This is a genomic window from Shimia biformata (assembly GCF_016888515.1).
In the GTDB taxonomy this organism is placed as follows: domain Bacteria; phylum Pseudomonadota; class Alphaproteobacteria; order Rhodobacterales; family Rhodobacteraceae; genus Shimia_A; species Shimia_A biformata.
The window spans coordinates 2,066,719-2,092,978 of record NZ_JAFEJK010000001.1 but is presented as its reverse complement, the minus strand read 5'-3'; the positions used below and the strand labels follow the sequence as shown (position 1 = coordinate 2,092,978).

General features: G+C 63.9%; 26 protein-coding genes. 18 read left to right on the top strand and 8 right to left on the bottom strand.

The annotated features are described in order from the left end of the window. Window positions 1-57: 57 nt before the first annotated feature. A complete protein-coding gene (gene pdxH / locus JQ863_RS10245; RefSeq protein ID WP_204114176.1) occupies window positions 58-663 on the bottom strand; it encodes a pyridoxamine 5'-phosphate oxidase in 606 nt (201 codons plus the stop codon). Window positions 664-778: 115 nt separating this feature from the next. On the opposite strand from pdxH, the gene fabI reads away from it, so the two are divergent. The 3 genes from fabI (at window position 779) to gpt (ending at window position 2,824) form a co-directional block, all read left to right on the top strand. Further along, on the top strand, window positions 779-1,597 hold the full coding sequence (gene fabI / locus JQ863_RS10240; RefSeq protein WP_204114175.1) for an enoyl-ACP reductase FabI: 819 nt from the start codon (window positions 779-781) through the stop codon (window positions 1,595-1,597). Next, window positions 1,594-2,208: a LysE family translocator gene (locus tag JQ863_RS10235; protein WP_204114174.1), complete on the top strand. Its 615-nt coding sequence runs from the start codon at window positions 1,594-1,596 to the stop codon at window positions 2,206-2,208. The genes fabI and JQ863_RS10235 overlap by 4 nt, the downstream gene beginning before the upstream one ends. 97 nt (window positions 2,209-2,305) lie before the next feature. After that, window positions 2,306-2,824 (top strand): xanthine phosphoribosyltransferase, encoded by a 519-nt coding sequence (gpt, locus tag JQ863_RS10230; RefSeq protein WP_204114173.1) that lies wholly within the window; start codon window positions 2,306-2,308, stop codon window positions 2,822-2,824. 43 nt (window positions 2,825-2,867) lie between these two features. Here the strand turns inward: gpt and JQ863_RS10225 are convergent, their stop codons facing one another. Further along, window positions 2,868-3,074 carry a hypothetical protein gene (locus JQ863_RS10225; RefSeq protein ID WP_204114172.1) on the bottom strand — a complete coding sequence of 69 codons (207 nt, stop codon included), beginning with the start codon at window positions 3,072-3,074 and terminating at the stop codon, window positions 2,868-2,870. Between the two features lie 39 nt (window positions 3,075-3,113). Between JQ863_RS10225 and JQ863_RS10220 the strand changes: the two genes are divergently transcribed. The 3 genes from JQ863_RS10220 to trpE all read left to right on the top strand — a co-directional run bounded on the left by JQ863_RS10220 (window position 3,114) and on the right by trpE (window position 7,760). Beyond that, on the top strand, window positions 3,114-4,289 hold the full coding sequence (locus JQ863_RS10220) for an aminotransferase (protein WP_204114171.1): 1,176 nt from the start codon (window positions 3,114-3,116) through the stop codon (window positions 4,287-4,289). Window positions 4,290-4,394: 105 nt separating this feature from the next. Next, the gene (locus JQ863_RS10215; protein WP_204114170.1) at window positions 4,395-6,236 is read left to right on the top strand and encodes a peptidyl-prolyl cis-trans isomerase; all 1,842 of its coding nucleotides are present in this window, start codon (window positions 4,395-4,397) and stop codon (window positions 6,234-6,236) included. Window positions 6,237-6,248: 12 nt separating this feature from the next. Then, window positions 6,249-7,760: an anthranilate synthase component I gene (trpE, locus tag JQ863_RS10210; protein WP_204114169.1), complete on the top strand. Its 1,512-nt coding sequence runs from the start codon at window positions 6,249-6,251 to the stop codon at window positions 7,758-7,760. Between the two features lie 12 nt (window positions 7,761-7,772). Here the strand turns inward: trpE and JQ863_RS10205 are convergent, their stop codons facing one another. Continuing rightward, the gene (locus JQ863_RS10205; RefSeq protein ID WP_204114168.1) at window positions 7,773-8,573 is read right to left on the bottom strand and encodes an alpha/beta fold hydrolase; all 801 of its coding nucleotides are present in this window, start codon (window positions 8,571-8,573) and stop codon (window positions 7,773-7,775) included. 30 nt (window positions 8,574-8,603) lie between these two features. Next, complete coding sequence (locus JQ863_RS10200) at window positions 8,604-10,040, bottom strand: polysaccharide deacteylase family 2 protein (RefSeq protein WP_204114167.1); 1,437 nt, start codon at window positions 10,038-10,040, stop codon at window positions 8,604-8,606. Between the two features lie 150 nt (window positions 10,041-10,190). Between JQ863_RS10200 and JQ863_RS10195 the strand changes: the two genes are divergently transcribed. The 7 genes from JQ863_RS10195 (at window position 10,191) to lexA (ending at window position 15,974) form a co-directional block, all read left to right on the top strand. Continuing rightward, a complete protein-coding gene (locus JQ863_RS10195) occupies window positions 10,191-10,784 on the top strand; it encodes an anthranilate synthase component II (RefSeq protein ID WP_204114166.1) in 594 nt (197 codons plus the stop codon). Beyond that, window positions 10,781-11,803 (top strand): anthranilate phosphoribosyltransferase, encoded by a 1,023-nt coding sequence (gene trpD / locus JQ863_RS10190; RefSeq protein WP_204114165.1) that lies wholly within the window; start codon window positions 10,781-10,783, stop codon window positions 11,801-11,803. The genes JQ863_RS10195 and trpD overlap by 4 nt, the downstream gene beginning before the upstream one ends. A 202-nt stretch (window positions 11,804-12,005) precedes the next feature. Beyond that, window positions 12,006-12,662, top strand: a complete 657-nt coding sequence (locus JQ863_RS10185; RefSeq protein WP_204114164.1) for a uracil-DNA glycosylase — start codon at window positions 12,006-12,008, stop codon at window positions 12,660-12,662. Next, window positions 12,659-13,468 carry an indole-3-glycerol phosphate synthase TrpC gene (gene trpC / locus JQ863_RS10180; RefSeq protein WP_204114163.1) on the top strand — a complete coding sequence of 270 codons (810 nt, stop codon included), beginning with the start codon at window positions 12,659-12,661 and terminating at the stop codon, window positions 13,466-13,468. Before JQ863_RS10185 ends, trpC begins: the two co-directional genes overlap by 4 nt. Then, a complete protein-coding gene (gene moaC, locus JQ863_RS10175) occupies window positions 13,468-13,956 on the top strand; it encodes a cyclic pyranopterin monophosphate synthase MoaC (protein WP_204114162.1) in 489 nt (162 codons plus the stop codon). Before trpC ends, moaC begins: the two co-directional genes overlap by 1 nt. Continuing rightward, a complete protein-coding gene (locus tag JQ863_RS10170) occupies window positions 13,953-15,128 on the top strand; it encodes a molybdopterin molybdotransferase MoeA (protein WP_204114161.1) in 1,176 nt (391 codons plus the stop codon). The genes moaC and JQ863_RS10170 overlap by 4 nt, the downstream gene beginning before the upstream one ends. 132 nt (window positions 15,129-15,260) lie before the next feature. Beyond that, window positions 15,261-15,974: a transcriptional repressor LexA gene (gene lexA, locus JQ863_RS10165; protein WP_204114160.1), complete on the top strand. Its 714-nt coding sequence runs from the start codon at window positions 15,261-15,263 to the stop codon at window positions 15,972-15,974. Window positions 15,975-16,006: 32 nt separating this feature from the next. Here the strand turns inward: lexA and JQ863_RS10160 are convergent, their stop codons facing one another. Beyond that, complete coding sequence (locus JQ863_RS10160; RefSeq protein ID WP_338055510.1) at window positions 16,007-18,058, bottom strand: ComEC/Rec2 family competence protein; 2,052 nt, start codon at window positions 18,056-18,058, stop codon at window positions 16,007-16,009. 77 nt (window positions 18,059-18,135) lie between these two features. Here JQ863_RS10160 and gltX point away from each other — a divergent pair, with 77 nt between their 5' ends. The 5 genes from gltX to JQ863_RS10135 all read left to right on the top strand — a co-directional run bounded on the left by gltX (window position 18,136) and on the right by JQ863_RS10135 (window position 22,962). Continuing rightward, on the top strand, window positions 18,136-19,542 hold the full coding sequence (gltX, locus tag JQ863_RS10155; protein WP_204114159.1) for a glutamate--tRNA ligase: 1,407 nt from the start codon (window positions 18,136-18,138) through the stop codon (window positions 19,540-19,542). 83 nt (window positions 19,543-19,625) lie between these two features. Then, window positions 19,626-20,921: a citrate synthase gene (locus tag JQ863_RS10150; protein ID WP_204114158.1), complete on the top strand. Its 1,296-nt coding sequence runs from the start codon at window positions 19,626-19,628 to the stop codon at window positions 20,919-20,921. Further along, the gene (locus JQ863_RS10145; RefSeq protein WP_204114157.1) at window positions 20,899-21,336 is read left to right on the top strand and encodes a hypothetical protein; all 438 of its coding nucleotides are present in this window, start codon (window positions 20,899-20,901) and stop codon (window positions 21,334-21,336) included. Before JQ863_RS10150 ends, JQ863_RS10145 begins: the two co-directional genes overlap by 23 nt. A 419-nt stretch (window positions 21,337-21,755) precedes the next feature. Further along, window positions 21,756-22,283, top strand: a complete 528-nt coding sequence (locus JQ863_RS10140; protein WP_239113257.1) for a DUF2087 domain-containing protein — start codon at window positions 21,756-21,758, stop codon at window positions 22,281-22,283. 58 nt (window positions 22,284-22,341) lie between these two features. Next, the gene (locus JQ863_RS10135) at window positions 22,342-22,962 is read left to right on the top strand and encodes a M23 family metallopeptidase (protein ID WP_204114156.1); all 621 of its coding nucleotides are present in this window, start codon (window positions 22,342-22,344) and stop codon (window positions 22,960-22,962) included. Here the strand turns inward: JQ863_RS10135 and JQ863_RS10130 are convergent, their stop codons facing one another. From JQ863_RS10130 to JQ863_RS10120, 3 genes are all read right to left on the bottom strand, one after another. Then, window positions 22,963-23,739 (bottom strand): enoyl-CoA hydratase-related protein, encoded by a 777-nt coding sequence (locus tag JQ863_RS10130; protein WP_204114155.1) that lies wholly within the window; start codon window positions 23,737-23,739, stop codon window positions 22,963-22,965. A 70-nt stretch (window positions 23,740-23,809) separates the two neighbouring features. After that, window positions 23,810-24,262, bottom strand: coding sequence for a cytochrome c-type biogenesis protein (locus JQ863_RS10125; RefSeq protein ID WP_204114154.1), 453 nt, complete (start codon window positions 24,260-24,262; stop codon window positions 23,810-23,812). Beyond that, on the bottom strand, window positions 24,259-26,232 hold the full coding sequence (locus JQ863_RS10120) for a heme lyase CcmF/NrfE family subunit (RefSeq protein WP_204114153.1): 1,974 nt from the start codon (window positions 26,230-26,232) through the stop codon (window positions 24,259-24,261). The genes JQ863_RS10125 and JQ863_RS10120 overlap by 4 nt, the downstream gene beginning before the upstream one ends. Window positions 26,233-26,260 lie beyond the last annotated feature (28 nt).

Sequence of the window (26,260 nt, the reverse complement as noted above, 5' to 3'; positions counted from 1 at the left end):
ACGGCAAGGGTAAAGTTGCATTGTTTTCAGTGATTTGCATTTCGCGTAACGTGGCTGTCACGGATTGAGACGCTGGATTTGCCAGGGTGACGCGGGGGTTTCGCGCCGCCAGACAAACCGGTCATGCAACCGGAACTGACCATCGGCCCAGAACTCGATTTCGACCGGGGTGATCCGGTAGCCGCCCCAGAACGGCGGGCGTTTCGGGGCGGTGCCATGCTGGGCGGTGACCTTGGCAACCTCGGCCATCAGCGCGGCCCGGCTGGACAGGGGCTGTGACTGTTGCGAGGCCCAGGCCCCCAGCCGGCTTTTCAGCGACCGCGACGCATAGTATTCATCCGCCTGCGGCCCCTCTTCCCGGCTGACCAGCCCGCGCACCCGCACCTGCCGGCGCAGCGATTTCCAGTGCATCACGAAGGCGGCCTTGCCCGCGCCGTCGATCTCTTGCGCCTTGGCGCTGCCGTAGTTGGTGTAAAATACGAAGGCGTCCGGTTCGATCTCTTTCAGAAGCACCATGCGCGCGTTGGGCAGCCCGTCCGAATCCACCGTCGACAGCGCGATGGCATTGGGGTCGTTGGGCTCGGTTTTCTCGGCCTCGGCCAGCCATTGGCGGGCGATTTCGAACGGGTCGTCACCCGCAAAAATTCCGGTTCTGTCACTCATTTAGCCCTGCTCCCTCTTGTCACTGACCCGGCGTCAAGCCCTTGAAGCGCCTCCCGCGATCGCCTAAAGGTCCTCGCATTGTCGCTGCAACAGGACTTTGGACGGAGACGAGGGAATGTCAAACAATCTGATGGCGGGAAAACGTGGCCTGATTATGGGCCTTGCCAATGACAAATCCATTGCCTGGGGCATCGCAAAGGCGCTGGCCGATGCGGGGGCGGAAATGGCGTTTACCTATGTGGGCGACGCGTTTCGCAAGCGGGTTGTGCCGCTGGCCGACCAGCTGGGCGTCGACACGCTGATCGACTGTGACGTCTCGGACGAGGCGTCGATCGATGCCGCCTTTGCCGAGATCGAGGCGAAATGGGGCAAGATCGATTTTCTTGTTCACGCCATCGGATTCTCCGACAAGAACGAGCTGCGCGGCCGCTATGTCGATACCAGCCGCGACAATTTCAAGCTGACCATGGATGTCAGCGTCTATTCCTTCACCGCCGTGATGCAGCGCGCCGAAAAGCTGATGGATGCCGGGGCCAGCGCGCTGACCCTGACCTATTACGGCGCCGAACAGGTGATGCCGCATTACAATGTCATGGGCGTCGCCAAGGCCGCGCTTGAAGCGTCGGTCATGTATCTGGCGGAAGACCTTGGCAAGGACGGTATCCGCGTCAACGCCATTTCCGCCGGGCCGATCAAGACGCTGGCCGCCAGCGGCATCGGCGATTTCCGCTATATCCTGAAATGGAACGAGCTGAACTCGCCCCTGCGCCGCAACGTGACGATTGATGATGTGGGCAAATCGGCGCTTTACCTGTTGTCCGACCTCGGTTCGGGCGTGACGGGGGAAAACCTGCACGTCGATGCGGGCTATCACGTGGTCGGCATGAAAGCCGTCGACGCACCCGATATCGACGTCGTGACAGGCCGCAAATGAGCGCCGCGGCGTTTCTGGCTGCTGTTTCCTTATGCCTGATGGCCGCGATCAGCCCCGGCCCCGCCGTTCTGATGTCGGCCCGGGTCGGGTTGCAGCACGGTTTGAAAACCGGGGCAGCCTTGTCTGTCGGCATCGGGCTGGGTGCGGTCATCTGGGCGGGCGCGGCCCTGTTCGGGCTGGCGCTTTTGTTCGAATACGCGCCCTTTCTTCTCACCGTCCTGAAAATCGGCGGCGCGGCCTTCCTGATCTGGACCGCGATCAAGATGTGGCGCGCGGCGGATGTGCCGCTTGAAGACGCCGCCACCGATGTCACGCCGACCTCTCCCTGGGCTGCGCTGCGGCTTGGCATCTGGACCCAGCTGGCCAATCCGAAACCGGCGGTGTTCTTCGGCGCGGTCTTTGTCGGCACGGTGCCGGGTGATGCCAGCCCACTGTCGCTGGCCCTGCTGCTGGTCTGCATCTTCCTTGGTGAATTCCTGTGGAACACCTGTGTCGCGCGGCTGTTTTCGCTGGACCGCACGAGGCAGGTCTATATCGGGCTGAAACACCTGATCGACCGGGTGTTCGGCGGGCTTCTGGCGGCACTGGGAATCAAGATCGCCGCGCTGTGATGCCGGGGCGGTCCCGCGCATAGCGCCGCAAGCGGATTGCGCCAAACGCAACATCTGCTAGAAGATTGCCAACCGAGATTTGCCGAGGATCACGATCATGAGCGACCGCCTGCCCCACGAAAAAGGGTTCCACATCAGCTGGGACCAGATTCACCGCGACAGCCGGGCGCTGGCCTGGCGTCTGGACGGCAAGGGGCCGGACGATGGCGCATGGCGGGCAGTCGTGGCCATCACGCGCGGCGGCATGGCCCCGGCGATGATCGTCAGCCGCGAACTGGACATCCGCACTGTCGATACGATCAGCGTGAAATCCTATCATTCCGGCGGCGGCAAACAGGACCAGCAGCGCGAGGCACAGGTGCTGAAAAGCCCCGATGCGACGCTGATGGGCGACGGCGAAGGCATCCTGATCGTCGATGACCTTGTCGATTCCGGCAAGACGCTGGAGCTGGTGCGGCAGATGTATCCCAAGGCGCATTTCGCCACCGTCTATGCCAAGCCGCTGGGCGAACCGATGGTCGATACGTTCATCACCGGGGTCAGCCAGGACACCTGGATCTTCTTCCCCTGGGACATGGCCCTGCAATATGTCGAGCCCTATCGCGGCACGGACTGAGGTTTGACTTGCTGGTCCGGGTGAACAATCTTCTGATCGGTTGTCACCGTTTGGGGTTCACCGGGCCAAATAGCCACAGCAGGAACATCGCCCCGAACGGGGACCAGAACAAGGCAAGCAAGACCCATCCAGTCGGATCACGACCGCGTTCCTCAGCCATATCAGCAACGATCATGAAGAGTTGCCAGATCAGCGTGATGAATGCCGCGACAGCGATCAGGACGAAGATAGCAGCAAAGAAATCTGACATAGTCTTCAGATATGTACGCCGCGTGAACGAGACAAGCCAATGACCCGCCCACGCACCAGCCAGACCTTTACGCCGCCGATCATGGAGGCGCAGAAATGGTTGCAAGGGGTTGAATTTACATCCGAAAAGCCGCTGATCAATGTCAGTCAGGCGGCCCCGGTTGCGGCACCGCCCGAGGGTCTGCGCCATCACATCGCCGATATCGCTGTGAATGATCCGTCGGCCCATCTCTATGGGCCGGTGCTGGGTCTGCCGGCGTTGCGCGCCGAGGTCGCAACACAGTGGTCCGCCGCCTACGGCGGGCAGATCGCCACAGCGCAGGTCGCCATCACCTCGGGCTGCAATCAGGCGTTTTCTGCCGCGATCATGGCGCTGTGCGGTGGAGGGGATGAGGTTCTTCTTCCAACCCCATGGTATTTCAACCATAAAATGTGGCTCGACATGCTGGACGTCACCGCCGTGCCACTGCCGACCGGGGCGGATTTGCTGCCCGATCCGGGACATGCCGAAACCCTGATCTCTCCCCGCACCAAAGCGATCGTTCTGGTCACGCCGAACAATCCCGGCGGTGTCGAATACCCCGCCGATCTGGTCCACGCTTTCGCCGATCTTGCCAGCCGTCACGGTCTGAAACTGATCATTGACGAGACCTATCGCGATTTCGACAGCCGCACCGGGGCGCCGCATGACCTGTTTGCCGACCCCGGCTGGGCGGAAACCGTTGTTCACCTCTATTCCTTCTCCAAGGCTTACCGCCTGACCGGGCACAGGGTGGGCGCGATGATTGCGGGCACGGACCTGATCGCCGAGGCCGAGAAATTCCTCGACACGGTCACGATCTGCCCCAACCAGATCGGCCAGCATGCCGCCCTGTGGGGGATGCGCAATCTGGCGCAATGGCTGGCGGGCGAACGGGCCGAGATCCTGGACCGCCGCGCCGCGATATCCGACCATTTCGGGCCACTGGCGGATCAGGGGTGGCGGCTGAAAGGCGTCGGGGCCTATTTCGCCTATCTCGAACATCCGTTTGACATGACCAGCCCCGACCTTGCCCGCGCGTTGGTGCGGCAGGCGCATGTGCTGCCCCTGCCCGCCACGCTGTTCACGCCCGAAGGTGATCCAGACGGCACCCGGCACCTGCGCATTGCCTTTGCCAATGTCGACCGCGCCGGGATCGCGGAAATGTCGGCGCGTCTGGCCGCATTCCGGCCCTGATCCAAAAGCTTTCCAAGCAAAACACGCCGCGCCTCTTGCCCCCCCTGCGCCAAGCGCTTAGACATCCGCGAACAGGTTTTTGCACTGCTAGTCAGAGAGGGCAGAATGTCGAAGGGCAATACATCCAAAACCTTGGTCTGGATCCTCATGGCCATGCTGATCTTCGGGCTTGGCGGCTTTGGCGTCACCAACCTTGGCGGCTCGGTCCAGAGCGTTGGCGATGTCAACGGCAAGGAGATCGACATCAACGAATACGCCCGCGCCGTGCAGAACGAGCTGAATGCGCTGTCGGCCCAGACCGGGCAGACGATTTCCTTCCAGACCGCGCAGACGCTGGGGCTTGACCGGGTTGTGCTGGGCCGTCTCGTGGTGGAACGCGCGATGGATGCCGAAACCGACCGCATGGGCCTGTCGATCGGCGATGAGAACCTGCGCGACGAATTGCTTGAAATTCCCGCCTTCCAGTCGATCGATGGCAGCTTTGACCGCGAGGCCTATCGCTTTGCCATGCAGCAGGCGGGCATGAGCGAATCCCAGTTCGAGGATTCGATCCGCGAAGACACCGTCCGCACCCTGTTGCAGGGCGCGGTTGCGGCGGGGGTGGTGATGCCCTCGACCTATAGCGATACGCTTTTGAACTGGGCCGGAGAGATGCGCGATTTCACCTGGGCACGGCTGGATGAAACCACGCTGGCAGCCCCGGTTGCGACCCCGACCGAGGACGAGCTGCGCGCGCATTACGACGCCAATATCGACAGCTACATGCAGCCCGCAACGCGCCAGATCACCTATGCTCTGCTGACCCCGGACATGATCCTGGATGAGGTCGAGATTGCCGAAGACGCGCTGATGGCGGCTTATGAGCTGCGCGCGGATGAGTTCAACACCCCCGAACGCCGCCTTGTCGAACGGCTGGCCTTTGCTGACCAGGCGGCAGCGGATGACGCGCGTGGCCGTCTGGATCGCGGCGAGGTCAGCTTTGAAGGGCTGGTCGAGGAACGCGGGCTGGCGCTGGCGGATGTCGACATGGGGGACGTGTCCCGCGTCGATCTGGGTGACGCGGCCGAGGCGGTCTTTGCCGCCGCCGGGAACGAGATCGTCGGCCCGGTCAATTCTGACCTCGGCCCTGCCCTGTTCCGCATCAATGGCATCCTGGCCGCCCAGACCACCACTTTCGAAGAAGCCCGCGACGACATCCGCGAGGAACTGGCCGCAGACAAGGCCCGTCGCGAGATCGATGCCCGTATCGGGCCGGTCGATGACCTTCTGGCCGCCGGTGCCACGCTTGAGGAACTGGCAGAGGAAGAAGGGCTTGAGATCGGAAAGATCGACTGGCACCCCGCCTCGGAGGACGCCATTGCTGGTTATGAAGCCTTCCGCGCCGCCGCCGAACAGGTCGCCGAAGGCGACTTCCCGGAAGTTGCGACGCTGGAAGATGGCGGCATCTTCGCCCTGCGGCTGGATGGCACCACCGAGGCCGCGCCGATCCCCTTTGACGAGGTCCGCGACCAGGTGGCCGAGGACATGACACGCATCCGCACCGTCGAGGCGCTGAATGCGGTGGCGGACAACCTTGTGACGCAGCTTGGCACCGAGGCCGATTTTGCCGCCTTTGGCCTGACCGCGGTTGAGGAAACCGGGCTGATGCGCTCGGATTTCATTCCCGCCGTGCCGCCGTCTCTGGTAGAGGCCGCGTTCGAGATGGCGCCGGGTGAAACCCGCAGCCTAGCCTCCGAGGATGCGGTCTTCGTGATCCGGCTTGACGGTATATCGCCTGCCGATCTGGACGACCCGGAAAACGCCGCCCTGCGCGCCTCGGTCGACGAACAGGTCGGGGCCGGTCTGAGCCAGGACATCTTCGAAGCCTTTGCACAATCGCTTCAGGCCATGTCCGACATCAACCTGAACCAACAGGCGCTGAACGCAGTTCACGCGCAATTCCAGTAAAGGCGAACCCGCGTGGCCCTGATCCCCGACTTCGACGCCTTCCGCACCGAATACGAGGCGGGCCGTAACCAGATCGTCTATACGCGGCTGGCGGCTGACCTTGATACGCCAGTGTCGCTGATGCTGAAACTGACCGGCGCGGCGCAGGATGCGTTCATGCTGGAATCGGTCACCGGCGGCGAGGTTCGCGGGCGCTATTCGATCATCGGCATGAAGCCCGACCTGATCTGGCAGTGTCACGGGGAAAAGGCGCGGATCAACCGGCAGGCGCGCTATGACGCCACCGCCTTCGAGCCGCAGGACGCCGCGCCGCTGACCGCGCTGCGCGACCTGATCGAGGAAAGCCGCATCGACCTGCCCGACGACCTGCCGCAGGCGTCGGCGGGGCTGTTCGGTTATCTGGGATACGACATGATCCGGCTGGTCGAACACCTGCCGAACGTGAACCCCGACCCGCTGGGCCTGCCCGATGCCTGCATGCTGCGCCCCTCGGTGGTGGCGGTGCTGGATGGCGTGAAGGGAGAGGTCACGGTGGTCAGCCCGGCCTGGGTCAGCGAGGGCCAGTCGGCACGCGCGGCCTATGCACAGGCGGCTGAACGGGTGATGGACGCGGTGCGCGACCTTGAGCGCGCCCTGCCCCAGGCCAGCCGCGAAATCGGCGAGGCGCATGAGATCGCGCCGCCGGTGTCGAATTTCACCAAGGACGGCTACAAGGCGGCGGTCGAAAAGGCCAAGGACTATATCCGCGCGGGCGACATCTTTCAGGTGGTCCCGGCGCAGCGCTGGACCCAAGCCTTCCCGCTGCCGCCCTTCTCGCTTTATCGGTCCCTGCGGCGCACCAACCCGTCGCCCTTCATGTTCTATTTCAACTTCGGCGGCTTTCAGGTGATCGGGGCCAGCCCGGAAATCCTGGTCCGGGTCTTCGGAAACGAGGTCACGATCCGCCCGATCGCGGGCACCCGTCCGCGCGGCGCGACGCCGGAAGAGGACAAGGCGCTGGAGCTGGACCTTCTGGCGGACAAGAAGGAACTGGCCGAACATCTGATGCTGCTGGACCTCGGGCGCAACGACACGGGCCGTGTGTCCAAGATCGGCACCGTGCGCCCGACCGAACAGTTCATCATCGAGCGCTACAGCCACGTCATGCACATCGTGTCAAACGTGGTCGGCGAACTGGCCGAGGATCAGGACGCGCTGTCGGCCTTCTTTGCCGGGATGCCCGCGGGCACGGTCTCGGGCGCGCCGAAAGTGCGCGCGATGGAGATCATCGACGAGCTGGAGCCGGAAAAACGCGGCGTCTATGGCGGCGGGGTCGGCTATTTCAGCGCCGGTGGCGACATGGACATGTGCATCGCACTGAGGACCGCCATCGTGAAGGACCAGAAGCTTTACATTCAGGCCGGAGGCGGCGTGGTCTATGACAGCGACCCCGAGGCCGAATATATGGAAACCGTGCATAAATCGAACGCCATCCGGCGGGCCGCCGCAGACGCGGCGCGGTTCACCGGCAACGGCAACAGCTGAGGTTTTGCGCCCTTAGGCCCGCGCGACGGTCCGTTCGATCAGCGCGTTGACTTGGTCCGGGGTCTCGATGGACGAGGAATGGCCCGCGCCGGTGAACACGGTCAGGTCCGCGCTTTTGATGGCGGCTTTCATGCGTTCCGATTTCTGCGGCACCGTTGCGACGTCCTGATCCCCGACACCGATGCCGACGGGCTGTTTGATCTGTGATAGAAGGTCGGTGCAGCCCTCGCGTTCGATTACCCCGACCACGGCGCGGGTAATGCCGATGCGGTCATTGGCGATCATGGCCCGCCGCCAGCGGGCGCGCTCTTCGGCGCGGGCGGGGTCGGTCAGAAAATCCTGTCCGAACATGATCGGCATGACCCGACCGGCGACAAACCGCAGCCCGACCCAGCGCGCGACGAAATTCAGCATCCGGTATTTCGGCCCGTTTTCCGGCGGCTCGGGATCGGCGGAGGTTTCCAGAAGGGTCACCGTGCGGATCATCTCGGGCCGCCGCGCCGCCAGCCGCATCCCGACAAACCCGCCCATCGACAGGCCAACGAAATGACAGGGCTCCACACCCAGATGGGTGATCAGCGCCGCCGCGTCCTCGGTCAGCGTGTCCATGTCATAACCCGAATCCGGGATGCCGCTTTTGCCCTGCCCGCGGTGATCGAAGGTGATACAGCGGAAACGGTCCTGAAAATGCGCCACCTGCGCGGCGAACATTTCGCCCGACCATAACAGCCCGTGGGAAAACACCAGCGCCGGGGCGTCGCCGCCGGTGTCTGTATAGTGCATTCTGGTTCCGTTCAGGTCGAGGAAGGGCATGGCGGGCTCCTCAGCATGCGACTCGAGAGTTTACTGCCCCGACAGTAACACAGCCGAGACGGGTGCAAGCGCCACTGTTGTCGCACGGTCCTGCAAGGCCCACAGAAGCAGCGCGGCAATCGTTTCCTCGCGCAGACGCCCGACCATGATCACCCCGCCTTCCTGCCCGGCGCGAAACGCCGCCTGGTCGAGGAATCGGCGGATCACGGTTGCGGTCTGGTTCTTGCTGTCAAAGTCGCGGAACACCGTCGCGGCGGGCACGCCGTCGCGCTGGGCCAGCTTGCGCGCCGTATCCAGCCCCTGCGGGAACAGGATCAGCCCGTGGCCTGTCGCCAGAAGCACGTCCGAGACCTGATCCGACAGGTCACGATTGCCCTGCAACCCATCGCCCATGCCTTCCATCACCGCGACCGCCTCGGGCAGAACCTGCAAATGCGCGCCAAGCGCAACCTCGACGTCGGATGGGGCGGCCCCGGCGGGGATGTCGATCATGGCGACCACCTCGAAGCCCCTGTCGCGATAGGCGGCGGCGCGCCGGGTCGCGTCAGGCGACAGCGTGTCGATGGCAAAGGTCAGGGGATAGGGGAAGCTTTCCAGCGCATCGAGCTGCGCCGTGCCGCTGCCGTCATCCATCAGCAGGATCGACATCAGCGGCTTGCCGTCGGGATTGTCGAAGGGCTGGGAAAAACGGTCAATCGGACGCGCGGCTTCATCCATCGGCTCGGCGCTTTCCACAGCTGCCGCGTCTTCGGTTGCGTCGTCAATGACGGTTGGCAGCCGCTTTGAGGCCTTGTCGGGGAAACTGTCCTTCAGATTGCCCGCAGGTTTCAGGACCGAAGCGTTTTCGTCGCCCGGCGCAGGCGGGTTGCCACGTTCTGCGGTGGGGGTCTTGTCGGTGTCCTCAGCCCCCTGAGACGCGGCACCGGTGCCGGCGGGTTTCAACTCGGCCGAGTCATCTGCCTCGGGTGCCGTCATGCCGGGTGTTTCGGGAAAGGCGCCCACTTCGGGCACGGGCGGCGGGCTGGGCTGGTCGGGGTTTGTGGTGATCGAAAGGTCGTCCTTGTTCACCGCGGCCCCCGGCGCGGTTGAGGTGGCCGGAACCAGAGGTGTCACCGGGTCGTCCGCCGTGACCGGGACCGAACCGTCGCCGCCCGCCTCGGGTGCGGGGATCGTTTGCGCGTCGCCGCCGGTTTCCGGCTTCGGGGCCGAGGCGGTGTCGGCAAGCGGCTGATCCTCCGGCGACGGGGTTGTGACAGCGGATGCCGCGCCCTCGGCCACCGCGTCGTCAGCCTTGGATACGGCCGCGACCTCGCCCGTCGTTTCGTCAAGCGCGCCCAACGTGCCGCTTGCCGCCGTGGTCTGTGGCGCGACAGTTGCGGGAAGCGGCGCAATCAGCGACGCCATGCCCAGAACGATCGCGGCCAGCAATCCGCCCCAGATGATGCCCAGTATCAATCCTCGAAACATGCGCTCTGCCCTCTTTGCCCGGTTTCGGCCTTGGATCGGGGGTTTGGCCCCCTTGCCCCTCTTGACCCTCCGGGCCAAGCCTGAGCATGTATAGCGCGACCGGGGCCTTGGGCTCCACCCTGTTTTGACGTCTGGCGAAGGATGTGGGCCATGCTCCTGCTGATCGACAATTATGACAGCTTTACCTACAACCTTGTGCATTACCTGGGCGAGCTTGGCGCCGACGTGTCGGTTTATCGCAATGACGCGCTGACGGTGCAGGACGCGATGGGGCTGAACCCCGCCGGTATCCTGTTGTCGCCGGGGCCTTGTGATCCCGATCAGGCGGGCATCTGCCTTGCCCTGACCGAGGCCGCAGCCGAAACCAAAACGCCGCTGATGGGGGTCTGCCTTGGGCACCAGACCATCGGTCAGGCCTTTGGCGGCAAGGTGGTGCGCTGCCACGAGATCGTGCATGGCAAGATGGGGATCATGCATCACGCCGGAAAAGGCGTGTTTGCCGGGTTGCCCACACCGTTCGAGGCGACACGCTATCACTCGCTGATCGTCGATCGCGAAAGCCTGCCGGACTGTCTTGAGGTCACCGCATGGCTTGAGGATGGCACGATCATGGGGCTGCAACACCGCGACCTGCCGATCCAGGGGGTGCAGTTTCACCCCGAATCCATTGCTTCGGAACATGGCCACGCGATGCTGAAGAACTTTCTCGACATGATGCCGACACGACAGGGGGAACCCGCATGAGCGACCGTCTGAAGCCGCTGATCGGCGCTGCCGCCGACCGTCCGCTGACACGGGAAGAAGCGGAAACCGCGTTCGAGATCCTGTTCACCGGCGAAGCCACCCCCAGCCAGATCGGGGGTCTGTTGATGGCGCTGCGCACCCGTGGCGAAACCGTGGATGAATACGCCGCCGCCGCCGCCGTGATGCGCGCCAAGTGCAACAAGGTTGCCGCGCCGGACGGGGTCATGGACATTGTCGGCACTGGCGGAGATGGCAAGCATACGCTGAACATCTCGACCGCGACGGCCTTTGTCGTCGCCGGGGCCGGGGTGCCCGTCGCCAAGCATGGCAACCGCAACCTGTCATCGAAATCCGGTACGGCGGATGTGCAGACCCAGATGGGGATCAACGTCATGGTTGGCCCGGACGTGGTTGAAAAGGCGCTTAAAACCTGTGGGATCGCCTTTATGATGGCGCCCATGCATCACCCGGCGATGGCCCATGTCGGCCCGGTGCGCGCCGAACTGGGTACACGCACGATTTTCAACATTCTCGGCCCGCTGACCAACCCTGCGGGCGCGAAACGGCAGCTGACCGGCGCCTTCACCCGCGACCTGATCCGCCCGATGGCCGAAACCCTGAAGACGCTGGGCTCGGAACGGGCGTGGCTGGTGCATGGCTCGGACGGCACCGATGAACTGGCGATTTCCGGCGTCAGCTGGGTCTCGGCTCTGGAAACCGACGGCACGATCCGCGACGCCGAACTGCACCCCGAAGATGCCGGATTGCCCGTGCGCCCGTTCGAACAGATCATCGGCGGCACGCCCGAGGAGAACGCAAATGCCTTCCGCGCGCTGCTGGACGGGGCCGAGAACGCCTATCGCGACGCGGTTCTGCTGAACGCGGCGGCTGCGCTGGTGGTGGCGGATGCCGCCAGCGATCTGCGCGACGGTGTCGAGAAAGCGCGTGAAAGCATCGACAGCGGTGCGGCGAAAGCCAAGGTCGAGGCACTGGCCAAGGTCACCTCGGGCGCGGCGTGAGGTCGGCGAAACACCAAGCCCGGAATCAAGGTGTCGCAGACACCGCCGGGCAGCGCCCGACCGCCCCCCGGGCGGGCGCTTTTGCGACCTTGCCATTTCAAAGCAACATCAGAGATATGCCGCGACATAAAGCGCAATTCGGAACCGTTTCGGCGCCCACCCGCGGTCGGGAACTGCCCGGCACACATTTGGGCCTCACCCAATGACCCCACCCGCCGCCTGGTCTCATCTGCCGTTTTTCACTGACGACATGCCCCGCATCGCCGCCGCGCTTGCAGCCGATACCCGCGAAATCCTGCCCCCAGACCACCAACGCTTTGCCGCGCTTGAGCGCTGCCCACCTGAGAAGGTGCGCGTGGTGATCCTGGGACAGGACCCCTATCCCACCCCCGGCCATGCGCATGGGCTGGCGTTTTCGGTGGAACCCGACGTGCGCCCCCTGCCCCGATCGCTGGGCAATATCTTCAAAGAATTGCAGTCCGATCTTGGCGCGGCACCGGATAACGGCGATTTGCGCTTCTGGGCCGATCAGGGCGTCCTGTTGCTGAACACCTGCCTCAGCGTTCCTGCAGGCGAGGCCAATGGTCACGCCCGGCTGGGCTGGCAGCGCCTTGCCGAACAGGTGGTTGCCAGCGTCGCAACCCGGCCAACCGCCTTTCTCTTGTGGGGAAAACAGGCGCAAGGTCTTGCGTGTCACATATCATCGCCTAAAGATGGCGGCGAACACCTGATCATCGAAACCGCGCATCCCTCGCCCCTGTCGGCGCGGCGCGGTTTCTTCGGAGCGCGACCGTTCTCGCGCGTCAACACCTGGCTTGCCGCCCGTGGTGAGCCCGCAATAAACTGGACGAGGGCATGACCGGAACGGTTCTGGACAAGATCAAGGCCTATAAGCTTGAGGAAATCGCGGCGGACAAGGCCGCCAAACCGCTTGAGGCGGTCGAGGCCGAGGCCCGCGCCGCCGGCCCGACGCGCGGCTTCGGCGAGGCGCTGAAACAGGCCAGCCGCACCGGGTATGGGCTGATTGCCGAGGTCAAGAAAGCCTCGCCCTCGAAGGGGCTGATCCGCGAAGATTTCGATCCCGCAACCCTGGCCAAGGCCTATGAGGCGGGCGGCGCGACCTGCCTGTCGGTCCTGACCGACACGCCCAGTTTTCAGGGCGCAAAACCCTTCCTGACCGAGGCGCGCCATGCCACCAGCCTGCCCGCGCTGCGCAAGGACTTCATGTATGACACCTATCAGGTCGCCGAGGCCCGCGCGCTGGGGGCGGACTGTATCCTGATCATCATGGCCAGCGTCAGCGTCACCCAGGCGCTTGAGCTTGAGGACGCCGCCCGCAGCTGGGACATGGACGTCCTGATCGAGGTCCATGACGCCGAGGAACTGGAACGCGCCCAGCACCTGAAATCCGACCTGATCGGCATCAACAACCGCAACCTCAAGACGTTTGAGACCACGCTGGACACCACGCGCACCCTGTCGAAACTGGTGCCTGCCGACCGGGTGATCGTCTCGGAAAGCGGTCTGAACACGCCCGAAGACCTTGCGGATATGGCCCGCTATGGCGCGCGTATCTTCCTGATCGGTGAAAGCCTGATGCGGCAGGACGACGTCGAACGCGCCACCCGCAACCTTCTGGCCAACCCGCTGACCGGGGGGTTCTGATGGCGGATCATCCCTCGGGTCTCAGCCATTTCGATGGTAAGGGCGACGCGCATATGGTCGATGTCTCGGACAAGGCGGTGACGTCGCGCGTTGCCACGGCTGTTGGCTACGTGAAGATGAAGCCGCAAACCCATGATATCATTGCAGAAGGTCGCGCCAAGAAGGGCGATGTTCTGGCCGTGGCTCGGCTGGCGGGGATCATGGGGGCCAAGAAATGCGCCGACCTGATCCCGCTGTGTCACCCGCTGCCGATCACCAAGGTCGCGGTGGAACTTGCGACCGACGCCGACCTGCCCGGCGTCCGCATCGAGGCAACGGTCAAGACCACCGGACAGACCGGGGTCGAGATGGAGGCACTGACCGCCGTCAATATCGCCGCCCTGACGGTCTATGACATGGCCAAGGCCGTGGACAAGGCAATGGAGATCGGCGGCATCCATGTCACGCTGAAAGATGGCGGCAAATCAGGACGTTACGAGGCGACATGATCCCTGTTTCCGAAGCGCTTGCACTGCTGTTTGACCTTGCCGCGCCCTTGCCGGTCGAGACGGTGGACCTGAAACGGGCCAATGGCCGGGTTCTGGCCCGCCCGGTGGCGGCGCAGCGCGATCAGCCGCCGTTTTCCGCTTCGGCCATGGATGGTTACGCGATGCGCGACGACGAGGTCGCCCTTGGCGCGTCGTTCACCGTGATCGGAGAGGCCGCCGCCGGACACGGGTTCGACGGCTCCGTGGGCCCCGGACAGGCGGTGCGCATCTTTACCGGCGCGCCCGTTCCCGAGGGCGCTACCCGCGTGGTGATTCAAGAAGATATCGAACGCGATGGCGATGCGATCACCATCGCCCGCGACCCCGGCACCAGCACGCATATCCGCCCCAAGGGGGCCGATTTCCGCGACGGCCAAATGGTCGACGCGCCCAAGATCCTGCGCCCGGCCCATGTCGCGCTTCTGGCGGCGATGAATATTGCCGAGGTTCCCGTGACCCGCCGCCCCAAGGTGGCGATTCTGGCTACCGGCGACGAGCTGGTCATGCCCGGAGAGACCCCCGGCCCCGACCAGATCATCGCGTCGAACAGTTTTGGCCTGAAGGGAATGCTGGAAGACCTTGGCGCCGAAGTGCGGATGCTGCCGATTGCGCGGGACAGCCGGGCCTCGCTGGAGATGGCGTTCTCGCTGGTGGATGACGCCGACCTGTTGCTGACCATCGGTGGCGCGTCCGTGGGCGATCACGATCTGGTCGGCGACGTGGCGGCAGAGCTTGGCATGGACCGCAGCTTCTACAAGATCGCCATGCGGCCGGGAAAACCGCTGATGGCGGGGCGTCTGGCGTCGGGGGCGATGATGATCGGGCTGCCGGGGAACCCGGTGTCGGCCATGGTCTGCGGCCATGTCTTCGTGGCGCCGGTGATCCGGCAGATGCTGGGCCTTGGCGCGGCGGCACAGGTTCGCTCCAGCGCGCCGCTTGCCCATGATCTGGACGCCAATGGCCCGCGCGAACATTACATGCGCGCGCGGCTGGAAGATGGCAAACTGACCGTGTTTGACAATCAGGACAGCGCGCTTCTGACGGTTCTGGCCGATGCCAATGCACTGGCGATCCGCCCGCCCGCAGACCCGGCCCGCGCCGCCGGAGACATGGTCGAATACCTGCCAATCTAGCGCCGAACCCGGCCCGCGACGCTTGTGTCTGATCCGCCGGGTTCCCGTGTCGTTTCACGTGTTGTCAACCAAACCGTTGACACAAAACGAGAACATGCGTAGAACAAACGCAAACAGGCAACGGAGGCAGTCATGCTGACGAAGAAACAGCTCGATTTGTTGGAGTTCATTCACAAGCGCGTTCAGCGCGACGGCGTGCCCCCCAGTTTTGACGAGATGAAGGATGCGCTTGACCTACGGTCGAAGTCCGGCATCCACCGCCTGATCACCGCGCTTGAGGAACGGGGGTTCATCCGCCGCCTTGCCCACCGCGCCCGCGCGATCGAGATCGTGAAACTGCCCGAATCCATGGGTGGCGTGCCCAGTGCGCCCACCAAGGGTTTCACCCCGCGGGTGATCGACGGGCCGCACCCCTCGCCCACCCAGCCCGCCAACATCCTGCCCGAAGAGGTGATCCTGCACGCCCGCGAGATCCCCGTCATGGGCAAGATCGCCGCTGGTGTCCCGATCGAGGCGATCAGCCATGTCGATCATCACGTCGCCGTACCGGGCCAGATGATCAGCACCGGGGGCAACCACTATGCGCTTGAAGTCAAAGGCGATTCCATGATCGAGGCCGGGATCAACGACGGTGATGTCGTGATCATCCGCGAAGGCCGCACTGCTGATAACGGCGATATCGTCGTGGCGCTGGTCGAGGATCAGGAAGCGACGCTGAAACGGTTCCACCACAATGGCCGCTCGATTGCCCTTGAGGCGGCGAACCCGGCTTACGAGACCCGCGTTTACCCCGAGGACAAGGTCAAGGTGCAGGGCAAGCTGGTCGGCCTGATCCGCACCTACTGATCTGCACTTGATCCGCACCCAATGGCCCGCCTCTAGCGGTCGTCGGTCGCGCGCGTGTTCCACAGGCGCGCGCCGCTGACCTGCCGTGCCGTGGCCTGCACAAACCCGCTCCCGCGCGACTTGATCGCCACCGCGCCCGACTGCGCCAGCACCTTGGGCCCAAGCGAGGCGCAGGGCAGCGGCTGATCGTACTCCATTGAAAAGACGACAAGATCACCGGGCGCGCAGCCGGTGAACCCGGCAAGCGCGCGTTTGCCGTGGACGTGGATCAGCGTGCCGCCGGGAATGGCAAAGCGGCGCAGGGCGCCGGTTTCGGGCCAGCGATGTGCCGCGCCCGGCTGATCCACCGCATCACCGTCGTTTTCCAGCCAGATACGCGCCACGAACCCCTGCCCCTTGTCCCGGCTCAGGGCGCGGCCCTCCGCCGTCATCACCCCGACCAGCCCGCCGGTGTCGGCAATCAGGATCGCCGGGCGGTCCGCCGTGCCCCAGAAGGCCAGCGCCACAATCATCGGCACGGCGCCGGCCACGCGCTCTTTTCCCTGCCAGATCACGGCAAATACCGCGCCAAGGCAGAACACAGGCAAGACCCAGGCGGGCGGCGCCATGACCGCGCCGCGCGCACCGTCCAGCCCCGAGACCCAGGCCGCAACCCAGAGAATCCAGTCCAGCCCCAGCCCCATGATGGCAAGGCCCAGCCCCTCAAGCCCGATCGGTGAGAGGCAGGCCGCCAGCACCGCCGCAGGCACCACCACCGCCCCCATCACCGGCACCGACAGCAGGTTGGCGATCAGCCCGTAATGGGCGATCTGGTTGAAATGGGCCGCCGCAATCGGGGCCGTGGCCAGCCCCGCCACAAGGCTTGAGATCACCACCGCCACCACTGGGCGCAGGACAGGCGGGCCAAGGCGGATGTTGTTGTCGCTGATGAACCGGAACACCGCGACCAGCGCGGTGGTGGCGGCAAAGGACATCTGGAAGCCCGGGCTCATCAATGCCTCGGGACGCAGAACAAGGACAATCAGCGCGGCGATGGCCACCGCGCGCAGCGACAGGGCGCGGCGGTCGACCAGCACCGCCCCCAGTGCCACCGCCGACATGATGAAGGCGCGTTCGGTGGCGACGCTCCCCCCTGACAGGGCCAGATAGCCCGCAGCAGCAAGGAACGCTCCGACCGCCGCGACCTTCTTGGCCGGGATGCGCAGCGACACGCGCGGCACCAGCGCAAGCCCCAGCCGGATCGCGGCAAAGACAAACCCGGCCAGAAGCCCCATATGCAGGCCGGAAATGGCCAGCAGGTGAGCCAGGTTCGACCGCCGCAGCGTCTCGATCGTGGCCTGCGACATGGCCGAGCGGTCGCCGGTGGTCACGGCGGCGGCGAAAGCCCCGGTTTCGCCCGGCAGATTTGATTGCACAGCGGCAGAAAGCGCCATGCGGGTGGCAAAGATCGACGGGGCATCGGGGGGCGGCGCAAGCGCCAGCGCCGGCACGCGGGTATAGCCCACCGCACCGATGCCAAGAAACCACGCGTGGCGCTGGAAGTCGAACCCGCCGGGTTCCGCCGGGCCGGAGGGCGGCGCGAGGTGGGCGGTCATGCCCACCAGCTGCCCCGGCTTTGGCGTCAGGAAACGCTGGTCGCCATGCAACGCCACCCGCACCCGCCCCGGTGTCCGGTCCCGCGCCACGCGATCCAGCCGCACATCCGCCAGGGTCAGGCGGATCACGTCGCTGGCCGAGCGGTCGATGGCCACGATCCGCCCCTCGACCGGGCCATAATAGCGGAAGGACAGGACCGGGTCGGCCACCAGATGGGCGCGGGTCGCGGCAAGGGCAACGCCCAGCAGGATCAGCGCAATGGCGCGTGTCGGCGGGGCCGGAACCTCGCCCATGAAGCGGCTGAACGTCAGCAGACCCGCCCCGGCGATGCCCAACACGGCCATCGACAGCACCGCAGGTTCGAATTTCAACAGGAAAAACACCCCGATCCCCAGACCGAGGCAGACCGGGGCCCACAACAGAAGATGCCCCTGTTGGCGCAGGATCGCCAAGCGGATATGGCCAAGGATCTCCACGGCGCGTCCCACCTTGTCCTAGCTTCGTCTGGCCGATAGACAGGCGCCAAATCTAACTCTCCCGTGGTTACCAAGAGGTTAATCCCGACATGTCCGACCAAGTCGTCACCCGTTTCGCGCCCTCGCCCACGGGCTATCTGCATATCGGCGGCGCCCGCACCGCGCTGTTCAACTGGCTTTACGCACGCGGGCGCGGCGGCAAGTTCCTGCTGCGGATCGAGGATACCGACCGCGAACGCTCGACCCCGGAGGCGACCGAAGCCATCCTGAAAGGGCTGACATGGCTGGGGCTGGACTGGGACGGCGACCCGATCAGTCAGTTCGAACGCGCCGACCGCCACGCCGAGGTCGCGCATCAGCTTCTGGCGGCGGGCAAGGCCTATAAGTGTTTTGCCACCCAGGACGAGATTGCCGCCTTCCGCGAACAGGCGCGGGCCGAGGGCAAGTCGACGCTTTATCGCTCGCCCTGGCGCGACGCTGATCCGGCGACCCACCCGGACGCGCCTTTTGTCATTCGCATCAAGGCACCGCAGGATGGCCAGACCGTGATCCGCGATCAGGTGCAGGGCGACGTCACGATCCGCAACGATCAGCTGGACGACATGATCCTTCTGCGCAGCGATGGCACGCCGGTCTATATGCTGGCCGTCGTGGTCGATGACCATGACATGGGCGTGACCCATGTGATCCGGGGGGATGACCACCTGAACAATGCCGCGCGGCAGATGATGATCTATCAGGCGATGGGCTGGGACGTGCCGACATGGGCGCATATTCCGCTGATCCACGGGCCGGACGGCAAGAAACTGTCGAAACGCCACGGCGCGCTGGGGGCCGAGGAATACCAGAAAATGGGCTATCCGGCGGCGGGCATGCGCAACTATCTGGCGCGGCTGGGTTGGTCTCATGGCGATGACGAGTTCTTCACCGACGACCAGGCCAAGGCATGGTTCGATTTCGACGGAATCGGCAAGAGCCCGGCGCGGTTCGACCTCAAGAAGCTGGAAAACCTGTGTGGCCAGCATATTGCGCAGGCCGACGATGCCGCGCTGCTGCATGAACTTCAGGCATATCTGAAAGCCACCGGCGCGGCCCCGGTTGACGCAGCGAAAACAGTATTACTACGGACTGCGATGTATTGCCTCAAGGAACGGGCCAAGACTTTCCCGGAACTTATTGAAAAGGCTGAGTTTGTATTGGCTGACAGACCCCTTCAGCCGGACGAGAAAGCGGCCAGGCAACTTGATACGGTATCCCGTGGTATACTGAATGAATTGACGCCGCATCTGCAAAATGCTAGCTGGACCCGAGATGGATTGGAGGCTGTCACCAGCTCTTTCGCGGAAGAAAAAGAGATCAAATTCGGCAAGATGGCAGGCCCTCTGCGGGCGGCTTTGGCAGGCCGGGCGGTGACCCCCAGCGTATTCGATATGATGCTGGTCCTTGGGCGTGAAGAAACAATCGCGCGGATCGAGGACGCGGCAAAAGGTGGCTGAGGCGCGCATGTGACGTGACCAAGGCCAATGCACGCCAATAGCCCGGACAAAACGGTTCCGGGACCGGAAGGAAGGGATCGAGAATGTCTGACACTCAAAAGACCGCGACGCTGACCATTGGGGATCAAAGCTATGATCTGCCGGTCTATTCGCCCACCGCTGGCCCGGATGTGATCGACATCCGCAAGCTTTACGGCACCGCCGGCGTCTTTACCTATGACCCGGGTTTCACCTCGACCGCGGCCTGTGAATCGACGATCACCTTCATCGACGGCGAAGAAGGCGTGTTGCTGCACCGTGGCTATCCAATCAGCGAACTGGCGGGCAAATCGCATTACCTCGAAGTGTGCTACCTGCTGCTTTACGGCGAACTGCCCACCACCGCGCAGCTTGAGGATTTCGAGACCCGCGTCACCCGCCACACCATGGTGCATGAGCAGATGCACAACTTCTTCCGTGGTTTCCGCCGCGACGCGCACCCGATGGCAACGCTGGTTGGCGTGGTCGGCGCGATGTCGGCGTTTTATCACGACTCGACCGATGTGAATGATCCCTGGCAGCGCGAAGTCGCGGCGATCCGCCTGATCGCGAAACTGCCGACCATCGCGGCGATGGCCTATAAATACTCGATCGGGCAGCCGTTTGTGTATCCGCGCAACGACCTGGATTATGCCGCCAACTTCCTGCACATGTGCTTTGCGGTTCCGGCCGAGGAATATCATGTCGACCCGATCCTGGCCCGCGCGATGGACCGGATCTTTACCCTGCATGCCGATCATGAGCAGAACGCCTCGACCTCGACCGTGCGTCTGGCGTCCTCGTCGGGGGCAAACCCGTTTGCCTGTATCGCCGCCGGGATCGCCTGCCTTTGGGGTCCGGCGCATGGCGGGGCAAACCAGGCCTGCCTTGAAATGCTGAAGGAAATCGGCACCCCGGATCGTATTCCTGAATTCATCGCCCGCGCCAAGGACAAGAACGATCCGTTCCGCCTGATGGGTTTCGGCCACCGCGTCTACAAGAACTTCGACCCGCGCGCGACGGTGATGAAACAGTCCGCCGACGAGGTGCTGGAGCTTCTGGGCGTCGAGAACAACCCGATCCTGGCGACCGCAAAGGCGCTGGAAGAGGCGGCATTGGCCGACCCCTATTTCGCCGAGAAAAAGCTGTTCCCGAATGTCGACTTCTATTCGGGCATCATCCTCGAGGCGATGGGCTTCCCGACCTCGATGTTCACCCCGATCTTCGCGCTGTCGCGCACCGTTGGCTGGATCAGCCAGTGGAAGGAACAGTTCTCGGATCCGGCCCACAAGATCGGCCGCCCGCGCCAGCTTTACAAAGGCGAGACCGAACGCTCCTATGTCGATATCGAGAACCGCTGAAGTAGAAAACGGAAACAAAACTATGGTTCGAGCATTAATGGGGGTTCTGGCCGGCGTCTTGTTGGCTGGATGTGCGGGTGAAATGACAGGGGTCGTGCGTGGTTCAGGCACGCCCGTCAAAATCGCCTACGAGCAAGGAATGGACCATGATGTCTACGTCATGCAGCTTGCGGGTGAAACGTATAGAGGCAAGGCAGTTCCAGCGAACTCACAATCAGGTTATGGCTGGACGTCTACTGGCGATGCAATTTTTGGAAGCACGACAAGTGGTGCCTTCGTGGCAACACTCCTTGGGAACAAAGGCTCATCTATGCGCTGCCAAATGAACTATGCTGACAGTTCCGGCTTTACTACTGCTGGTGGTGTAGGGCTCTGCAAAACCAGCAAAGGGCAGACAATCGACATTGTTTGGTAATCAATGCTTCTTAGCAAAAAGGCCGTCCCTCGGGGCGGCCTTTTTCTTTGGGATGGTGGCGCATTGGATGGCCCATAGTCTCGATACAGAGGGTCGCGCCCGGCACCGAGGGTGGGCGTATCGCGCCCGCCACCTCGCTGGAAGCGTGCCTTTTTATTTGAAGGCGCACCTTCGGTGCGACGGGGCGGGGTCGGGCGCGACCCGGATCGCGGGCGATCCGGGTGATAGGTTCGGGCGCGGCCCTTGTCCTCTTGCCAAACCATCCCCCTGCCCCTATCTAGCGCATCACGGTCCGCAGTTCACCGAGGCGCCGCCGGTCATCTGACCACGCTAAACCTGTTTGATATTACGACGACCTGCCTTCTGGCTTGTGCCGTCGACAAGGGCGGCCATCGCACCCCGCCGGGGTTTGCACGAGCATGACAACAGGAGTGCATATGATGTCGCGTGACGTGACACCTCTTTTCATTGCCGACGTATCGGCCTTTACAAAAACCCTGCGCAAGTCGCTGGCCGAGCAGGAAAATCTGCCCGGTCAGGCCGCCATGCTGGGGCTCGTGGCCAAGGCCGCAGGTTATCGCAATCACCAGCATCTGAAGGCGGCAACGCCCGAGGAACCGCAGCTTGACGACCTGGCGCTAAAACGCGCGCTTCGCGTCTTTGACGATCAGGGCCGCATGATCCGCTGGCCGAAATGGACCAAGGTGCAGGGGCTCTGCCTCTGGCCGTTCTGGGCGCGGATGCCGGCGCATCAGGACATGACCGAGAAAGAGGTCAACGCCATCCTCAAGGACGGTTTGGGTTTTGACGACCATGTGCTGCTGCGGCGCTCGCTGATCGACCACAGGCTGGCGACCCGCACCCGCGACGGCCGCGTCTATCGCCGGATCGAGCAGAAACCCAGTGTTGATGCGCTGGCGCTGATGGAGCGTTTGCGCGGACGCTGAAGGGCGGTTAGAAAACCCGTGCCGGGTCCATTCCGGCACGGGCAAGAGCGAGGGCCACATGACATCTGGACGCTATTTTGGCCTTTGGGCGCTGATCCTGTCCGGCTGCGCCTATACAAGCGAGGGCGAGTCGACCCATTTCCACCCCGAGAACCCGCACAAGGTCGACATCGTGATGCCCCCCAACGCGCCGTCGATCTCGCAGCAGTATCGTTATTTCCCGGAAATGAGCGAGGAAAAGCAACGGCTTGGCGACCATCTGGCGATTGACATCAAGGCCCCGATCGGCACGCCTGTCATCGCCGCCGCCGATGGCCGCGTCCGGGCGTCGTTCTATGAGCCGATCTTTGGCAACCAGATCGCGGTCGAACATGGGCGCGGGCCGAACGGCAAGGTGCTGATCACCCGCTACGTCCATCTGGACACGCGGATTTCCAAGGAAGGCGACGTGGTGAAACGCGGCCAGCAAGTTGGCACGCTGGGTCTGACCGGGGCGGCGGCACAGTTTCAGCCGCACCTGCATTTCGAAGTGCGCGAGAAACAGGCCGACGGCCATGAACTGCCTGCCGACCCGCAGTATTTCTGGATCGAGGGCGTCGGCCGGGTCACCTGTTTTGAGCCGGGCAAGACCATACCGTCCAACCCGGTCCTGTTCACCTACCCGGTGGTGTGCAGCTGATCAGCGCCCTTCGTAATGCGGCGGGCGTTTTTCGAGGAAGGCCACGACACCCTCGCGGAAATCGCGGGTCTGGCCGCATTTGCCCTGAAGCTGGGCTTCCAGCAGGAATTGGCTTTCGAAGTCATTGTGGAAGCTCGCGCGCATCGCCTCGACGATATGGCGATAGGCCACGGTCGGACCGTTGGCCAGATGCGTGGCACGGGCCTTCCAGGTTTCTTCGAAGGCGTCTTCGGTGGTGACTTCCCAGATCATGCCCCATTGTTCCGCCTGACGCGCGGTGATCTTGTCGGCAAACAGCGCCGCGCCGACCGCCTTGGCCAGACCAACCTGGCGCGGCAGGTAATAGGTGCCACCGGCATCCGGGATCAGACCGATGCGGCTGAAAGCCTGAAGGAAATAGGCGTTTTCGCTGGCGATCACCACGTCAAGCGCCAGGGCAAGGCTGGCCCCCGCCCCAGCCGCCGGACCGTTCACCGCCGCAATAGTCGGCACCGGGCAGTCACGGATCGCGTTCAACATCGGCAGGTATTCGTCGCGCAGCCCCCGTTCGAGGTCCATGTTGGCGACATTGCCGCCGTCGCCAAGGTCCTGTCCGGTGCAGAACGCCTTGCCCTCTCCGGTCAGCACGATGACCTTGGCCTTCTGGCCGAGGTCGCGAAACGCGTGGGTCAGCTCTGCCCGCGCCTGTGTCGACAGCGCATTCATGACCTCGGGGCGGGACATGGTGATGACCGCCATGCCGTCATCGATTGCAACTGAGATACACTGATAGTCCATGGGCGCCCCCTGTTTCCTGTCTGGGCGCTACACTAACGTCCCCGTAGCCGGGCGAAAGCGAAACCGTGCGTCAATCTTCAAGGATTTCTTTCAGCCGCGCTTCTTCCTCGGGGCTGAGACCGCCTGCATTGACCGCCGGGGCGCTTGCACGGCGGCGCAGGTAGAACCCCGCCGCCCCAAGCGCCAGCAACAGCGCCAAGGGACCGGCGGCCCACAACAGCATGTTGGAGCCGGTGGTCTTGGGGTTCAGAAGCACGTATTCGCCATAACGGTCCACGATAAACGCAATCGCCTGCGCGTCCGTGTCACCCGCCACAAGCCGTTCCCGCACCAGAAGCCGCAGGTCACGGGCCAGTTCGGCGTTGCTTTCGTCGATGGATTCGTTGCGGCAGACAAGACAGCGCAGGTCCTTGGACAATTCGCGCGCACGGGATTCCAGCACCGGGTCGTCCAGCACCTCGTCCGGCAGAACGGCCATGACCGGCGTGGCCGCCAGAAGCAGGATCGCAATCAGGCGTTTCATTCTGCGGGCACTCCTTTCGGGGTCGATTTGCGCGCCCCGGCCGCAACGCGGTAACGCCGGTCGCTGAGGCTGAGCAATCCGCCAAGCGACATCAGCGCACAGCCGATCCAGATCCAGTTGGTGAAGGGCTTGATATAGGTGCGCATGGTCCAGCCGCCATCCGCCTGCGGTTCGCCCACGACGACATAGACATCGCGGAACAGGCGATAATCGATCGCCGCCTCGGTGGTTGGCATGGTCGAGACAAAGAAGTCGCGTTTTTCCGGGTTCAGCGTGGTGATGAACGTGCCGTCCTTGAACAGCCGCACATCGCCCATGGTGGACATGTAGTTGGGGCCTCGGACCTCGCGGACACCGTCCAGCACCAGTTCATACTCGCCCACCGTGAAGGGCTGGCCGATATAGGCGACGCGAATATCCTCTTCTTCCCAGGCCATCAGCCCGGCGATGCCGAAGATGGTGATCCCGAACCCGGCATGGGCCACCGCCTTGCCCCAGTCCGCACGCGGCAGGCGCATCAGCCGCGCCATGCGGCCGCCGAAATCGCCGCGCCCGGTGCGGCTGATCAGGTCCGTCGCGGCCCCGGCCACCAGCCAGGTGCCCAGCAAAAGGCCAATCGGCCCCAGCAGGGTTTTCTCGGTCTGCATCGCCCAGACCAACCCGCCAAGCGCAACGGCAAGCACGGCGGCAGGCACCAGCGACCGCACCACGCGGCCCAGCTTGGCCCGTTTCCACGGCAGCATCGCGCCAATCGGCAGGATCAGCCCCAGCGCCACCATGAAGGGGGTAAACGCCATGTTGAAGAACGGCGGGCCGACGGACAGTTTGCGGGTAAAGAACATCTCGCTGACCAGGGGCCAGATCGTGCCGACAAAGACCACGAAACAGGCCACCGCCAGAAGGATATTGTTCAGCACCAGCACGCTTTCGCGGCTGACCATGGAAAAGACGCCCTTGGCCTCCATCGCCGCGGCGCGGGCGGCATAGAGCGTCAGCGCGCCGCCGACAAATACCGCGAGAATGGCAAGGATGAACACGCCCCGTTCCGGGTCATTGGCGAAAGCATGGACCGAGGTGATCACGCCCGAGCGCACGATGAATGTGCCAATCAGCGAGAAGCCGAAAGCCAGGATCGCCAGAAGGATGGTCCAGCTTTTCAGGGATTCGCGCTTTTCGACCACGATGGCCGAATGCAACAGCGCCGCCGCCAGAAGCCAGGGCATGAACGAGGCGTTCTCGACCGGGTCCCAGAACCAGAACCCGCCCCAGCCCAGTTCGTAATAGGCCCACCACGATCCCAGCGCGATGCCGATGGTCAGGAAGATCCACGCCGCAAGGGTCCAGGGCCGCACCCAGCGGCCCCATGCGGCGTCGACCCGGCCCTCGATCAGGGCGGCGACGGCAAAGCTGAACGCCATCGAAAGCCCGACATAGCCGAGGTATAGGAACGGCGGGTGCAGGGCGAGGCCGATGTCCTGCAACAACGGGTTCAGCCCCTGCCCGTCAAACGGTGGCAACCCGACCCGCAGGAAGGGGTTCGAGGTGAACAGGATAAAGCCGAAGAAGGCCACGGCAATCGCCGCCTGAACCGACAGAACGCGCGCCCGCAGCGTCGGCGGCAGGTTGCCGCCGAACCACGCCGCGCAAGCGCCGAACAGGGTCAGGATCAGCACCCACAACAGCATCGACCCCTCGTGGTTGCCCCATGTGCCGCTGATCTTGTAGATCATCGGTTTCAGCGAATGCGAGTTCTGGATCACCAGCTGCACCGAGAAATCCGACACCATGAAGGCATAGGTCAGCGCCCCGAAGGAAAACGCCGTCAGGATGAATTGCAACCCCGCTGCGGGCTCGGCCACGGCCATCCAGCCGGGCCAACGCTTGTGCGCGCCAATCAGGGGAACGATGGCCTGAACAACCGCGACCAGCGCGGCCAGGATCAGGGCGAAATGACCAAGCTCTGTAACCATGATCCGGGTTATAGGCCGGGTTGCGGCG

Excerpts from the sequence above, each read along its gene's own strand:
- pdxH (WP_204114176.1), bottom strand. The coding sequence starts at position 663 with ATGAGTGACAGAACCGGAATTTTTGCGGGTGACGACCCGTTCGAAATC.
- fabI (WP_204114175.1), top strand. The coding sequence starts at position 779 with ATGTCAAACAATCTGATGGCGGGAAAACGTGGCCTGATTATGGGCCTT.
- JQ863_RS10235 (WP_204114174.1), top strand. The coding sequence starts at position 1,594 with ATGAGCGCCGCGGCGTTTCTGGCTGCTGTTTCCTTATGCCTGATGGCC.
- gpt (WP_204114173.1), top strand. The coding sequence starts at position 2,306 with ATGAGCGACCGCCTGCCCCACGAAAAAGGGTTCCACATCAGCTGGGAC.
- JQ863_RS10225 (WP_204114172.1), bottom strand. The coding sequence starts at position 3,074 with ATGTCAGATTTCTTTGCTGCTATCTTCGTCCTGATCGCTGTCGCGGCA.
- JQ863_RS10220 (WP_204114171.1), top strand. The coding sequence starts at position 3,114 with ATGACCCGCCCACGCACCAGCCAGACCTTTACGCCGCCGATCATGGAG.
- JQ863_RS10215 (WP_204114170.1), top strand. The coding sequence starts at position 4,395 with ATGTCGAAGGGCAATACATCCAAAACCTTGGTCTGGATCCTCATGGCC.
- JQ863_RS10205 (WP_204114168.1), bottom strand. The coding sequence starts at position 8,573 with ATGCCCTTCCTCGACCTGAACGGAACCAGAATGCACTATACAGACACC.
- JQ863_RS10200 (WP_204114167.1), bottom strand. The coding sequence starts at position 10,040 with ATGTTTCGAGGATTGATACTGGGCATCATCTGGGGCGGATTGCTGGCC.
- JQ863_RS10195 (WP_204114166.1), top strand. The coding sequence starts at position 10,191 with ATGCTCCTGCTGATCGACAATTATGACAGCTTTACCTACAACCTTGTG.
- trpD (WP_204114165.1), top strand. The coding sequence starts at position 10,781 with ATGAGCGACCGTCTGAAGCCGCTGATCGGCGCTGCCGCCGACCGTCCG.
- JQ863_RS10185 (WP_204114164.1), top strand. The coding sequence starts at position 12,006 with ATGACCCCACCCGCCGCCTGGTCTCATCTGCCGTTTTTCACTGACGAC.
- trpC (WP_204114163.1), top strand. The coding sequence starts at position 12,659 with ATGACCGGAACGGTTCTGGACAAGATCAAGGCCTATAAGCTTGAGGAA.
- moaC (WP_204114162.1), top strand. The coding sequence starts at position 13,468 with ATGGCGGATCATCCCTCGGGTCTCAGCCATTTCGATGGTAAGGGCGAC.
- JQ863_RS10170 (WP_204114161.1), top strand. The coding sequence starts at position 13,953 with ATGATCCCTGTTTCCGAAGCGCTTGCACTGCTGTTTGACCTTGCCGCG.
- lexA (WP_204114160.1), top strand. The coding sequence starts at position 15,261 with ATGCTGACGAAGAAACAGCTCGATTTGTTGGAGTTCATTCACAAGCGC.
- gltX (WP_204114159.1), top strand. The coding sequence starts at position 18,136 with ATGTCCGACCAAGTCGTCACCCGTTTCGCGCCCTCGCCCACGGGCTAT.
- JQ863_RS10150 (WP_204114158.1), top strand. The coding sequence starts at position 19,626 with ATGTCTGACACTCAAAAGACCGCGACGCTGACCATTGGGGATCAAAGC.
- JQ863_RS10145 (WP_204114157.1), top strand. The coding sequence starts at position 20,899 with ATGTCGATATCGAGAACCGCTGAAGTAGAAAACGGAAACAAAACTATG.
- JQ863_RS10140 (WP_239113257.1), top strand. The coding sequence starts at position 21,756 with ATGACAACAGGAGTGCATATGATGTCGCGTGACGTGACACCTCTTTTC.
- JQ863_RS10135 (WP_204114156.1), top strand. The coding sequence starts at position 22,342 with ATGACATCTGGACGCTATTTTGGCCTTTGGGCGCTGATCCTGTCCGGC.
- JQ863_RS10130 (WP_204114155.1), bottom strand. The coding sequence starts at position 23,739 with ATGGACTATCAGTGTATCTCAGTTGCAATCGATGACGGCATGGCGGTC.
- JQ863_RS10125 (WP_204114154.1), bottom strand. The coding sequence starts at position 24,262 with ATGAAACGCCTGATTGCGATCCTGCTTCTGGCGGCCACGCCGGTCATG.
- JQ863_RS10120 (WP_204114153.1), bottom strand. The coding sequence starts at position 26,232 with ATGGTTACAGAGCTTGGTCATTTCGCCCTGATCCTGGCCGCGCTGGTC.